Consider the following 11,963-nt stretch of genomic DNA (forward strand, 5'->3'; position numbering starts at 1 on the left):
CGTCAGTCCGGCTGCGGCCCTTGCGGCCAGGTGCCGTCGGCGATGACCTCGGAACGGCCGCCGGCCAGCAGGATGCTGAACGGCGAACTGTCGCGGTGGCCGCAGCGCGAGTTCGACAGCAGGGTACCGAAATCGCCGAAGCCTTCGATCCGGCCGGTGCGCGGCGCGGGCCGTTCGCGGGGCACAGCTCCATCCGCGCCCGCAGTGCCCTGCCCTTCCAGTGTCGCCACGCGGGCCGACAGCGCGGCCACCGTGCGGCGCAATTCGGCCAGTTCCTCGTCCTTCCGGCGCAAGGCCCGCTCGCGCTCGGCCAGCAGCGCCTGCACGCTGCCCTCGGCATCGGCATGCAGCCGGTCCGCCAGCTGCGCCACCAGCGCCAGCAAGGCGTGTTCGGTCTCGCCGCGCCGCGCGGCGCTGTCCGGGTCTTCGCCGGCCAGCTCCTTCAGGTACCTGTGGATGGTCGACTTCGAGCCGGTATCGCCCAGCGCCTGCCGTACCGCGTCGGCCGACGGATAGCGGCCCGCCGCCAGCAGCTGGTCCCGGATCGCCTTGACCTGGTGTTTCGTGAGTCCGTTGCGCGCCATGGCGTTCTCCTATGAGCTGGCCTGGCCGGCCAGGCCGCGGTTGGCCGTCCGGTTCAGTTTCGGGTGCACCACGGGGATCGTCAGCATCGTGCTGCCCACCGCCATCAGCAGCAGCGCGGTGAACGTTTCGCTGGTGATGATGCCCTTGTCGAGCAGGATGTTGGCGAAGATGATCTCGATCAGGCCCTTGGTCTGCAGCAGCCAGCCGATGATCGATGCTTCGCCGCTCTTCCACTTCAGCGCCCTGCCGGCCAGGTGCGCGCCGGCCAGCTTGCCGCCTACCGAGGCGAACAGCAGCAGGCCGGCGCCGAAGAACACCGCGTAGCCGCCCAGGTCCCATTTGGTCTTCAGGCCCGTGCTGAGGAAGAACACCGGCATCATCACCAGCAGTACGTTCTTGAACAGGTTATCGAGTTCTTCCTGGCCGAACCAGTCGGCATCCATGACCACGCCGGCCAGGAAGGCGCCGACCATGAAGTGCAGGCCGGCCCAGTCGGCGCCGAAACCGCAGGCCACCAGCCAGATCAGCGCCACGTACCAGCGGTCGCTCCGCCGCAGGCGCACCATCAGGCGCCGGTACAGCAGCGTCAGCACCGTGAAGGCCAGCAGGAAGCCGAGCTGGCGGCCCATGCGTTCCCAGTCGAGCATGATCACCGCCAGTACGCCCCAGATGGCCACGTCGTCCAGGCTGGCATAGCGCAGGATGCGCTGGCCCATCGGCTGGCGCAGGATATCGAGCTTTTCCATCAGCAGCACCAGCACCGGCAGCGCCGTCACGGCGCAGGCCATGCCGGTACCGAGCAGGAATTGCCAGGTGGCGGCCTTCGGGCCGATCCAGCCGGGATAGGCAAGCAGCAGCAGCGCGGCGCCACAGCCGCACAGCAGGGGCACGCCCAGCGACAGGCCGGCCGCGGTGGCGCTTTCGCGGCGGTATTGCCACACCTTCTTCAGGTCCAGCTCGATGCCGGCCAGCATCACGAACAGCATCACGCCCCACAAGGCGATGCCGTTCAGCGTCTTGACGACGTCGGGATTGAAGACGAAGGCGTGGTATTCGGGCAGCGCGGCACCCAGCACGCCCGGGCCCAGCACGACGCCCATGATGATCTGCACGATCGCCAGCGGGGCAAAGTAATCGGTACGGCCGGCGCGCCAGATCAGGAACGGCACGACGAAAATCATCAGCATCGCCAGCAAAAACACTTCCGTGGTGTTCATGTGTCTCCTAGTCGTTATTTGTTATGTAATTACGTACTGTCGGGAATGGTAGCGGAGAGTCAATTTTTTTGAAAGCGATTTCATGGAATGGTGGTAGCGTTTCCACAACGGCGGGCGGTGATGGGGCGGGAGATAGTGCGAACTTCGTGGGGAAGATTGCCTGCGGCCGCAGGCATTGCGGCGATGGCTGGGGAGTTGCGAAGGAATCAGAGATAGCAGGAAGGAAGCCGTGGGATCAAGTGCACCCCAAATGCAAGACCTGGGGTCTGACCCGGCGGGTCGGACCCCGGCCCTTCGCTGCTGGGGTAAACGCATGCGCTCTCGATGTGCCGGGTATCGCTAACTCAACGGCATGGGGGCCTGAGCCCACTGTTCGGCGTTGGGGCGCACGCATCCGAAACCAACTGCTCTGAAACCTACAAGCGCCCCACCGCCCACAGCACGCCCCGGGCGACCAGGTCGAGGTAGCGGGAATCGGCCATCACGGCTTCGTTGTGGGCCAGCGTGGTGCTGAACACACGGGCGCGGTGAGGGCCGTAGCGATGGGTCCAGGCCACCGTGAACCGCTTGTCCCGGTCCGCCGCCACCGGCGAGTCGGGCTGCACGCCATACAACACCGGTGTCACGCCGAACGTGGCCAGGTTGTTGTACAGCTCATCGCTGGCGGTGGTGTAGGGCTGGAAGCCGGTGGCGACCGGATGGCCGGTGTCCGCCACTGTCAGCCGGATCGGCGATTGCGGCCCATGGCCGCTGGACTGGATGCCGGTGAATTCGAACCAGCGCGCGTTGCCGGCGCCCGCCGCCACCGGCTTGCGCCAGTCGCCGGAGCGGAACGAGTGCATCGCGCAGTGCAGGTTCACGGCCGGCTTGCCCGCGCGGTGTGGCGCCAGCACGGCATCCAGCGCGGCGGCGCTGTCTTCGTCCGCGGCGCATTCGTTGTGGATCACGACGTCGAAACCGTCCGCGTAGCGCGGGTTGCCGTAGATCGGCAGCGCGGGGCGGGTCGCCTGCTCGCCCGGCTTCGGATCGTGATACAGGTGGCTGACCTCCGCCGCCATGCGCTTCTTCAAGCCTTCTTCGAGCAGTTTGCGCTGCTGCGGATAGTCGTGGCAGCAGCCGCCGCTGACGATCAGGATCTTCACCGGGCGGGCCGGTTCGGCGCGCGCCGGTGCGATGGCGACGATGGCGAGGGCAAGCGCGCCCGCGATGGATTTCAGCATGGCCTGTGCCTTCCTCGATGACAAACCTGCATAGTAAGGTGAAAGCAGGTGAACGCGGCCCGCCAACCGATCAATCGGACGATTTTCCGGCGGGGACCCCGCCATATTCCAGCGGCACCTTGCGCTCGTTCGGCCATTTCATGAAGGCGAACACCCACAGGAGCACGATGTTCACCACGGGAATCCATATCAGCAGCGATAGCACGCCCGGGTAGCCCGCCTTGGACACGATGCGCCACACCGGCACGGCGACCACGCCGAACCAGAACACAAAGAAGATCAGATAGAAGAGTTGCTGAAACACGCTTGGCGCACCCATCGGCGGTCCTTTCCCGTATTGCCCGGCGGATGCCCGGCCCCGGCGCACAGCGTAGCACCGCAGGAATCAAAAAAAATGCACACTCTGTCACACAGCCTGGAATGTACGCTGCCTACAATGCACGTTACCGACGATCCAGGTACCGGCGGCGACAGCATCGCGGAGAACACCATGCATTCGGTTGAGAAAGACCATTCGGTTGAAAGACACTATATCGTTTCCTACCTGGCATTGCGCAACACGATCGGCTGGGTGGGCCTGCTGATGCCGCTGGCGGTGCGCGGCGGCGGCCTGCTGCTGGAGGGCATCCGCACCACCGATTCGATCAGCGCCTACTACTACACCAGCATGCGCGACATCTTCGTGGGCGCGACCGTGCTGACCGGCGCCCTGCTGGCGTGCTACCGCACACCGCGCCTGCTCGACAATATCGTCGCCACGGTGGCCGGCCTGGCGGCGATCGGCGCGGCGCTGTTCCCGATGGATCCCACGTATGCCGCGGAATTGCTGGCACGCTATCCCGACCTGGGCACCCAGGCGCATTACTCGAACCACGGCATCCTCGGCTACCACCTGCTGTTCGCGATCACCTTCGCGGCGCTGTCGTTCTACCTGGTGTTCTTCCGCTTCGGCGCCGCGACTCCGCCGGACAATCTCCAGGCATTGCGGCGCAAGGCGGTGTACAAGGTGTGTGGCGCCGTCATGCTGCTGTCGTTCGGGGCGATCGCCTTCATGGGCCTGGCGCTGGAAGGCCAGTCCGTGTTCTGGCCGGAAACGTGTGCGGTGGCCGCGTTCGGCGTGGCCTGGCTGGTCAACGGGCAGACGTTCCTGAAGGATGCGCCGCCCGGCCCGGCCCAGCCTTCCCTCCATCGGTAAGGCGCGCCGGCAGGCCCGCCAGCGCGGGCGGTACCGTCATCACGCGGTCATCTTGCATGGTTAAAGTGGCGTTTTTTACAACCGCCCACCATCCCATGAACCGCAAGTCCCTCTTGATCGCCGGATTGACCACCGCACTGCTGGCCGCCTGCGGTAGCGACAGCGACAACGCCGCCGCCACCCCGACACCGACACCCACGCCGGGCATCGACGTGCCGCAGCCGAAGAACGTGATCTTCTTCCTGGGCGACGGCATGGGCATGACCACCATGACGGCGGCGCGCATCTACGCGGTCGGCGAGGACGGCGAGCTGACCATGGACACGCTGCCGGAAACGGCCTTCGTGAAGACCTTCTCGAACGATGCGCAGGTGACCGACAGCGCGCCGTCGATGGCGGCCTACATGACCGGCGTGAAGATGAACAACGAAGTCATCTCCATGTCGCAGGACACGAAGGCCGTCGATCCCGTCATCGATGCGGCCGGCAACAGGCTGGGCAACAACTGCGGCACCGGCAACGGCACGCCGGCCACCACGCTGCTGGAACTGGCCAAGGCGCAGGGCCTGGGCACCGGCGTGGTGTCCACCGCCCGCGTCACGCATGCCACGCCGGCGGCGACCTACAGCCACATCTGCCACCGAGACCTGGAAAACGACATCGCCGCGGCCCTCGTGCCGGGTGCCACGGGCTACAACAGCGCGCTGGGCAGCACTGGCCTAGATGTGATCATGGGCGGCGGCAGCCAGTTCTTCAAGCCCGTCAAGGATGGCGGCCGGCGCGCCGACGGCCGCGACCTGGTCGCCGAGCTGAAGGCGAAGAATTACGCGGTGGCCGGGAATGCCGCCGAGTTCGGCGCGATCGACGGCACGAAGACCGACAAGCTGCTGGCGCTGTTCACGTCCAGCCACATGAGCTACGACCTGGACCGCGACCCGGCGAAGGAACCGAGCCTGGCCGACATGACGACCAAGGCGATGGATGTGCTGGCCCGCAACGGCAAGGGTTACTTCCTGATGGTGGAAGCCGGCCGCATCGACCACGCGCTGCATGAAACCACGGCCAAGAAGGCGCTGCAGGACACGGTGGCCTTCGACAACGCCATCAAGGCGGCCATCGCGAAAGCAAAGGCCAGCGATCCGGAACTGAAGAACACGCTGATCGTCGTCACGGCCGACCATGACCACACGCTGGTGCTGAACGGCTATGCGAAACGCACCGGCAAGAGCGCGGCCGGCAATGCCGGCGTGCTGGGCGTGGTGAAGAACTACGTCACGGGCGAAGTGGACCGGGACCTGGATGGCGCGCCCTATTCGATCATCGGCTTCGGCAACGGCGAGCACCGCGTGCAGGCCAGCCGCGCCGGCCAGGCGGGGTTGGACGACAACGCCACCAGCGCCAACACGTACCACCAGGAAGCGGCCGTGCGCATGGGCGTAGGCAGCGAAACGCATGGCGGCACCGACGTGTTCCTGGGCGCCATCGGCAAGGGCGCGGACACATTCTCGGGCACCATCGACAACACCAAGGTGTTCAGCCTGGTGAAGAACGCGGCCGGCCTGTAACCACGAACAATCCGATACGGAATCGAACACATGAAACGCACCCTGCTGAACCGTACTTCGCTGCCTCGTACCTTGCTGAGCACTGCGCTGGCACTTTCGTTCACCGCCGCGCATGCGGCCGGCGAAGCGAAAAACATCATCTTCTTCCTGGGCGACGGCATGGGCCCGTCCACCATCACCGCCGCGCGCATCTTCAAATACGGCGAGGACGGCAGCCTGACGATGGATACGCTGGAGCGCACCGCGCGCATCAAGACGTTCTCCAACGATGCGCAGACCACCGACAGCGCGCCCTCGATGGCCGCCTACATGACCGGCGTGAAGATGAACAACGAGGTCATCTCGATGTCGCCGGACACGGTGGCCACCAATCCGGGCCGCGATGCCAACGGCAACCTGGGCGTCAACAACTGCGCCGCCGGCAACGGCACGCCGGCGGTGACGATCCTGGAACTGGCCAAGGCCAAGGGCAAGGCGGTGGGCACGGTGACCACCACGGAACTGACGCACGCCACCCCGGCCACCGCCTGGTCGCACATCTGCAACCGCAACGCCCAATATGCGATCGCGGCCCAGCTGGTGCCGGGCGGCGCCGGTTTCAACCCGGCGCTGGGCGATGGCGTGGACGTGCTGATGGGCGGCGGCCGCAACCACTTCACGCCGTTCGCGGCCGGCAGCAACGCCGCGGGGCGCGCCGATGGCCGCAACCTGCTGGCCGAACTGGCGGCCAAGGGCTACACGGTTGCGGCCAGCAAGGCCGAGATGAACGCTGCCGCCCCGGGCAAGAAATTCATCGGCCTGTACAGCAGCCGCAGCCACCTCGAATATGAACTGGACCGTACCGCCACGCCGCCGCTGGGCGAAGGCACCAGCCAGCCCAGCCTGGCCGAGATGACCGTCAAGGCGATGGACCTGCTGGCGTCGAACACCAATGGCTATTTCCTGATGGTGGAAGGCGGCCGCATCGACCACGCGCTGCACGGCACCAACGCAAAGCGTGCGCTGACCGACACGATCGCCTTCGACGATGCGATCAAGGCCGCCCTGGCCAAGGCGAAGCAGAACGACCCCACGCTGGCCAATACGCTGATCGTCGTCACCGCCGACCACGATCACACGCTGGCGATCAATGGCTACGCCAAGCGCGGCAATCCGATCCTGGACATCAACCGAGGCTACCGCGACAACCAGCCGGGCCGCGATGCCGACGGCAACACCTACACCACGCTGGTATTCGGCAATGGCCCGAACCGCCCCAACCTGCGCACCAGCCTGGACAGCGCCACCGTGCTGGCCGACAACTACCTGCAGGAGACGGGCGTGCGGCTGTCCAGCGAAACCCACGGCGGCGGCGACGTCAAGCTGTTCGCCACCGGCGCCGGCGCGAAGGCGTTCAAGGGCACGCTGGACAATACCAGGGTGTTCGGCCTGCTGCGGAGCGCATCCGGCCTGTAGATCGCCACGGCTTGGGAGGCGGGCCTGGCCCGCTTCCCGCCATTCACAAGAGTCATTCACAAGACCGCGTCAAACACCGCCTTGCATGGCGGTGCATCCCGGAGAACCATCCGATGAAATCGATTCTTTTGCTGGCCGGCGCCCTCGCCATGGCCGGCGGCGCCCATGCCGGCGCGGACCTCGACCTGCACATTACCCGCTACAGCAAGGTCGTCACCGCGGAAGGGGTGACGCGCGAAGCGCGCTACGAGGAAACCATGCTGCGCCGCGCCGGCCACGTGTGGACCGCGCGCGTGCTGCCCGGCACCTCGCACGGCCACGGGCACGGCCATGAACAGGAACACGCCCACGAGGGCAGCCATCCGCCCGGACAGGGCAAGGCGCAGAAGGCGGCGGCAAGCAAGGTGGCGGCGCGCCAGAGTGTCGGCCACAAGCATTTCAACCCGGTGACGCTGCCGCGCCACTTGGCCATGGAAGACGGCAAGCTGCGCCTGGCCTACGTGGATGCGTACGCGAAGGAAGTGATCGCCATTCCGCCGGGCGAGTTCGACAACGTGGGCTTCGACGGCTCATGGGATCACGCCTACCACCTGCTCGATACGCAGGGCCTGCGGGCAATGGCGCCTTCGCAGCGCCCTTCCCCCGTGCCCGGCGCGCGCTGGCGCGAACGCGAGCGGGGCGGCCTGTACGAGCGCGTGCTGTGGGACGACCGGCGGCAGGTCCCGCTGGTGATCGAGAGCGGCGACAAGGCCGGCACCTTCTACACCCGCACCGAGCTGAAAGTGGCCGCGGGCGTCACGCGCGAACTGCCATGGCAGAAGCTGAAGGGCTATGCGCAGCGCGAGTACGCGGATTACCTGGACTGAGTCGACCGGAGCGCATGGTGCCCGCATGTGTTACTGCTGAGGTTACCGCTGAGGTTACTGCTGAGGTTACTGCTGAGTCGCGGATCGGCAACGATCTCCGTCCGGCGTGCCGCCGAGGTTGCCAACCTGGCATCTGGACTGTCATAGTGCAAAGACAGGAACCCCGCTCCTGAAGCGTTGCCGTGCCCGTCGCCACGGGGTCTCGGCGAAAAGCGTGCCGTGACGTCGCCACGGGGTTTCGGCGAAATGCGTGCCGTGGCGTTGCCACGGGTTCTCGGCGAAATGCGTGCCGTGACGTTGCCACGGGGTGTCCGCGATCGCTGCATACGACCAGGGACCACCAGATGACCAGGAAGATTCTTTTCGTCCATGGCACCGGCGTGCGCGGCGCCAGTTTCGACCGGACGCTGTCGCTGATTGCCGCGAAGGTCCGGCAGCACCTGCCCCGCTACGAAGTGGTCGGCTGCAACTGGGGCGACGCGTTCGGCGCGCGCCTGAACGCACACGGGTGCTCGATTCCCGGCTACAGCAACGGCGCCGCCGCAGGGGCGGTCGAGGCCGCCGCCATGGCACGCTGGACACTGCTCAGCGAAGACCCGCTGCTCGAATTGCGCGTCACCGACCTGGCCGCGCCGCTCGGGCCACCCCAGGGCCCCGTGGTCTGGCAACTGCTCGCGGATGCCGCCGAAGCACCGGCCGCGCTGGCATTGCTGTCCACCTGGGGGCTGGCGGCGCCATGGCCGGCATTCATCGGCGCGCTGGTCGCCGATCCCACGTGGGCCGGCACGATCCGGCATCTCGGCGGCACGCGCGCGCAACTGTCGGCACCGGTGTCGCGGGCAGTCGTGGCCGCGTTCCTCGGCTGGCTCCGGCGGGCCGGCGAGCCCGGTATCACGGGCGCCCAGCGCGACGAACTGGTGCTGGCGTTGCAGGCGGCGCTGGGCGGCGCCGCGCTCGGCGTGCGCGACTGGTTCCTCGGCAAGCTCACCGATTTCGCCCTGCCGCGCCGCACCGCGCTGAACGACCGGACCGGCGCCGCGCTGGGCGACATCCTGCGCTACCAGGCGCGCGGCGAAGTGCTGCGCAACTTCATCGGCGACCAGGCCGCCAGGAGCGGCGCCAACGTGATCCTGGCCCACAGCCTCGGCGGCATCGCCGCCGTCGACTGGCTCGCCAGCGGCGCGCGCCAGGTGGAGGCACTGGTGACGGTCGGCTCGCAGGCGCCCTACTTCTATGAGATCGACGCGCTGGCCTCGCGCCCGTTCGGCGCCGGCCTGCCCGAGTTCTTCCCGCGCCGCTGGCTGAACTTCTACGACCCGCGCGATTTCCTTTCCTATGCCGGGCGCGAACTGTTCCCTGGCATCGCGCGCGACGTGGTGGTCGATAACGGGCAGCCCTTTCCGGAGTCGCACGGCGCATACTGGCGGAACGATGCGGAAGTGTGGCCGGAGATCGAACGGTTCCTGCCGTGATGCATCGATGGATTGCCGGCGCTTTGCCGGTGCAGCGCTGAATACATGAGCTTTGGGAGCGCATGCGTTCACCCCAACAGCGAAAGGCTGGGGTCAGGAAGGAATGCTGGCATGCATGCCAGCATCGTTCCGCAGGCGCGAAGCATGCTTCGCGAAACCCCTGCTTCACCCCGTTGGGTCTGACCCCAGGGTTTGCACTTGGGGTGGACTGCCCCCAGAGCTTGCACTTGGGGTAGGCTGAATCCAAGCGGCATCAATCACCGCCGGGAAGGGAGACCACCGCATGACCACGTTCGCCTGGATCGTTGCCATCGAAAGCTACGCGCCTGCCGCGGGCGACGGCGCGTCCATCGACATCGGCGAACCGATCGGGAAACTGGCCGTGGAATTGGCCATCACCATCGCGCGCCGCGATCCGGAAGCCTGCGTGGTCCTGAGCAGTTCCTTGCCGGACACCGCGCAATACCGGCAACTGCTCGCGCAGGTACCGGAGCGGGTGCTGCGCACCGGCGCCAGCCAGCATGCCCTGCAGGATGCCCTGTCCGCCCTGAAGGGTGAGGGTACCCTGCTGATCTACTGGATCAGCCATGGCGTGATGGCGCGCGGCCGGCGCCTGCTGCTGTGCGCCGATTCGCGGATCGCCGACCTGCGCGCCATCGACGTCGATTCGCTCCTCACGCATTTGCGCGGCGACGCCTATCCGCGCACCCAGATGGGTTTTTTCGATGCCTGCGCCCAGGTGGTGCCGGATCCCGCCGTGCTGTCGCTGGGCGGTTCGGGCGACCGCGATACGGAGCAGTACTTTTATTTTTCCGCCGCCGCCGCGCAGGTGGCGAGCGCCGACACGCAAACCACCGGCTTTTCCCGCACGGTCGTCGCCGCGCTGAGCGATGGCGAACGGGTGTTTCCGCCGCCGCCCGCCGAACTGTTCGCCGAACTGGGGCGCCGCTTCGACGCACTGCAGCTGTCGACGCGGGCGTTCCCGCTGCACTGGACCACCGGCTCGGGCACCGACTGGTCCAGCAAGGGCGTGGCGGATGACGCGGCGACGGCGCGCCATGCCGCCGCGGCGCGCTGCAGCGCGGGCGAATTCGAGCAACTGCGGCTGGCGGCGGCCGGCTGCATCCCGGACCAGGCCCTGTGCGACGCCCTGCGTGACGGCAAGCTGCCGTCCGTGCTGGCGCAACTGTCTGGCGCGGCCAGCGACCAGGTCCGCCTGCGCGGCCAACTTCTGGCCGATGCCTGGCAGCGCCTGGAACTGGCGCGCGAGATCGAGGAAGTGTGCCTGGGCATCGGCCTGTCGTGGCGCGAGTGGCAGGACTTGCGCGACCAGGTGGTGGCGCTCGACAACCTGCCGGCCGCCACGCCACCGGACAGTTTCGCCGCCCTGCTGTGCGCGCTGCTCGACCAGGCAAGGACAGACAGGGGCCTGGATTCATGCATCCGGCTGCTCGCCCTGGCCGCACGGCGCGCCAGGCGCTGCGGCAAGGGCATCGCCGACCGCTTCGAACAGGCGGCGCGCACCGTGCCCCGGCTGGCCGGCCGCTGGGATCGCGCGGTAGCACACCTGCCGCGCGCCGACAGCCGGGTGTTCCTGCTGATCGGCCTGCATCACGACGGCGCATCGCGCACCCTGTCCATCGTGGGATCGTGGCTTTACCTCGACAACGACATGGATACCGGCTGGCACGTCGCGCCGTCTGCCGGCACGCTCGTCGAGCAGGTCAATGAACTCATCCAGGTCGCCAAGGTGCGCCATGCCGAAAGCAAGCTGGTGGTGGAATTGCTGGCGCCGAACGACCTGCTGTGCAGCCCGCGCGCACTGTTCGAGATGACGGACAGCGAACTGGGCACGTGCACCTGGCTGGAGGCGCAGAGCATCTTCATCCTGCGCTGGCACGACCGCATGAAGGGCGCCGCCCGCTTCCAGCCCGGCACGTGGATGCAGCAGGCGGACCATATCGAGCGGTGCACCGCGAACACGCCCCAGCTGGACATCGGCTGGCTGGGCGATCCGCCGCAAGGCCACATCGTCGGGATTCCCTTCCCCGGTCCGGCACCGGACGATCTCGGGCGCAACCGCGCGGCCTTCTTCTCGGCCCTGCTGCGGGGCGCGCCATGGATGTGCTGGCCCCGCGAGGTGCACGACGACGAAGCGGCATTCAAGCAGCGGATCCGCGCCTTCGTGCGCGACCACGGCGCCCTGTGGCCCGGCCAGCCGCACCGCATCGCCGAAGCCTTGCAGCAGGCGCGCAGCAGCGGCACGGATCCCCTGCTGTGCAGCCTCTGGCTGTTCATCGACGATCCCAGGCGCAATCCGTATACCTGGACGTATCTGGAGACGGCACAGCGGTAGCGTTACCCGACACATTGAAAGCGCATGCGTTC

General features: G+C 67.2%; 10 protein-coding genes. 6 read left to right on the forward strand and 4 right to left on the reverse strand.

Going from position 1 to position 11,963, the window contains the following annotated elements; translation table 11 throughout:
• Positions 1–2 precede the first annotated feature (2 nt).
• The 4 genes from OU994_RS22595 to OU994_RS22610 all read right to left on the reverse strand — a co-directional run bounded on the left by OU994_RS22595 (position 3) and on the right by OU994_RS22610 (position 3,341).
• Complete coding sequence (locus tag OU994_RS22595; protein ID WP_281607776.1) at positions 3–584, reverse strand: DNA-binding protein; 582 nt, start codon at positions 582–584, stop codon at positions 3–5.
• A 9-nt stretch (positions 585–593) separates the two neighbouring features.
• Positions 594–1,802 carry a cation:proton antiporter gene (locus OU994_RS22600; protein ID WP_281607777.1) on the reverse strand — a complete coding sequence of 403 codons (1,209 nt, stop codon included), beginning with the start codon at positions 1,800–1,802 and terminating at the stop codon, positions 594–596.
• A gap of 416 nt (positions 1,803–2,218) precedes the next feature.
• Positions 2,219–3,022, reverse strand: coding sequence for a ThuA domain-containing protein (locus OU994_RS22605; RefSeq protein WP_281607778.1), 804 nt, complete (start codon positions 3,020–3,022; stop codon positions 2,219–2,221).
• A gap of 70 nt (positions 3,023–3,092) precedes the next feature.
• Positions 3,093–3,341, reverse strand: a complete 249-nt coding sequence (locus OU994_RS22610) for a hypothetical protein (RefSeq protein WP_281607779.1) — start codon at positions 3,339–3,341, stop codon at positions 3,093–3,095.
• 171 nt (positions 3,342–3,512) lie between these two features.
• Here OU994_RS22610 and OU994_RS22615 point away from each other — a divergent pair, with 171 nt between their 5' ends.
• The 6 genes from OU994_RS22615 to OU994_RS22640 all read left to right on the forward strand — a co-directional run bounded on the left by OU994_RS22615 (position 3,513) and on the right by OU994_RS22640 (position 11,931).
• Complete coding sequence (locus tag OU994_RS22615) at positions 3,513–4,217, forward strand: hypothetical protein (protein ID WP_281607780.1); 705 nt, start codon at positions 3,513–3,515, stop codon at positions 4,215–4,217.
• Between the two features lie 95 nt (positions 4,218–4,312).
• Positions 4,313–5,782: an alkaline phosphatase gene (locus OU994_RS22620; RefSeq protein ID WP_281607781.1), complete on the forward strand. Its 1,470-nt coding sequence runs from the start codon at positions 4,313–4,315 to the stop codon at positions 5,780–5,782.
• 30 nt (positions 5,783–5,812) lie between these two features.
• The gene (locus OU994_RS22625; RefSeq protein ID WP_281607782.1) at positions 5,813–7,237 is read left to right on the forward strand and encodes an alkaline phosphatase; all 1,425 of its coding nucleotides are present in this window, start codon (positions 5,813–5,815) and stop codon (positions 7,235–7,237) included.
• A gap of 113 nt (positions 7,238–7,350) precedes the next feature.
• Positions 7,351–8,103 carry a hypothetical protein gene (locus OU994_RS22630; protein WP_281607783.1) on the forward strand — a complete coding sequence of 251 codons (753 nt, stop codon included), beginning with the start codon at positions 7,351–7,353 and terminating at the stop codon, positions 8,101–8,103.
• A gap of 344 nt (positions 8,104–8,447) precedes the next feature.
• Positions 8,448–9,575, forward strand: coding sequence for a hypothetical protein (locus tag OU994_RS22635; protein WP_281607784.1), 1,128 nt, complete (start codon positions 8,448–8,450; stop codon positions 9,573–9,575).
• 283 nt (positions 9,576–9,858) lie between these two features.
• Positions 9,859–11,931, forward strand: a complete 2,073-nt coding sequence (locus OU994_RS22640) for a hypothetical protein (protein WP_281607785.1) — start codon at positions 9,859–9,861, stop codon at positions 11,929–11,931.
• The last annotated feature ends 32 nt before the right edge of the window (positions 11,932–11,963 follow it).

The sequence above is a fragment of the Pseudoduganella sp. SL102 genome (assembly GCF_027856995.1).
Classification (GTDB): domain Bacteria; phylum Pseudomonadota; class Gammaproteobacteria; order Burkholderiales; family Burkholderiaceae_D; genus Rugamonas; species Rugamonas albidiflava.

What these genes read in the sequence shown, in the direction of transcription:
- OU994_RS22595 (WP_281607776.1), bottom strand. Translation starts at nt 584, where the DNA reads ATGGCGCGCAACGGACTCACGAAACACCAGGTCAAGGCGATCCGGGAC.
- OU994_RS22600 (WP_281607777.1), bottom strand. Translation starts at nt 1,802, where the DNA reads ATGAACACCACGGAAGTGTTTTTGCTGGCGATGCTGATGATTTTCGTC.
- OU994_RS22605 (WP_281607778.1), bottom strand. Translation starts at nt 3,022, where the DNA reads ATGCTGAAATCCATCGCGGGCGCGCTTGCCCTCGCCATCGTCGCCATC.
- OU994_RS22610 (WP_281607779.1), bottom strand. Translation starts at nt 3,341, where the DNA reads ATGGGTGCGCCAAGCGTGTTTCAGCAACTCTTCTATCTGATCTTCTTT.
- OU994_RS22615 (WP_281607780.1), top strand. Translation starts at nt 3,513, where the DNA reads ATGCATTCGGTTGAGAAAGACCATTCGGTTGAAAGACACTATATCGTT.
- OU994_RS22620 (WP_281607781.1), top strand. Translation starts at nt 4,313, where the DNA reads ATGAACCGCAAGTCCCTCTTGATCGCCGGATTGACCACCGCACTGCTG.
- OU994_RS22625 (WP_281607782.1), top strand. Translation starts at nt 5,813, where the DNA reads ATGAAACGCACCCTGCTGAACCGTACTTCGCTGCCTCGTACCTTGCTG.
- OU994_RS22630 (WP_281607783.1), top strand. Translation starts at nt 7,351, where the DNA reads ATGAAATCGATTCTTTTGCTGGCCGGCGCCCTCGCCATGGCCGGCGGC.
- OU994_RS22635 (WP_281607784.1), top strand. Translation starts at nt 8,448, where the DNA reads ATGACCAGGAAGATTCTTTTCGTCCATGGCACCGGCGTGCGCGGCGCC.
- OU994_RS22640 (WP_281607785.1), top strand. Translation starts at nt 9,859, where the DNA reads ATGACCACGTTCGCCTGGATCGTTGCCATCGAAAGCTACGCGCCTGCC.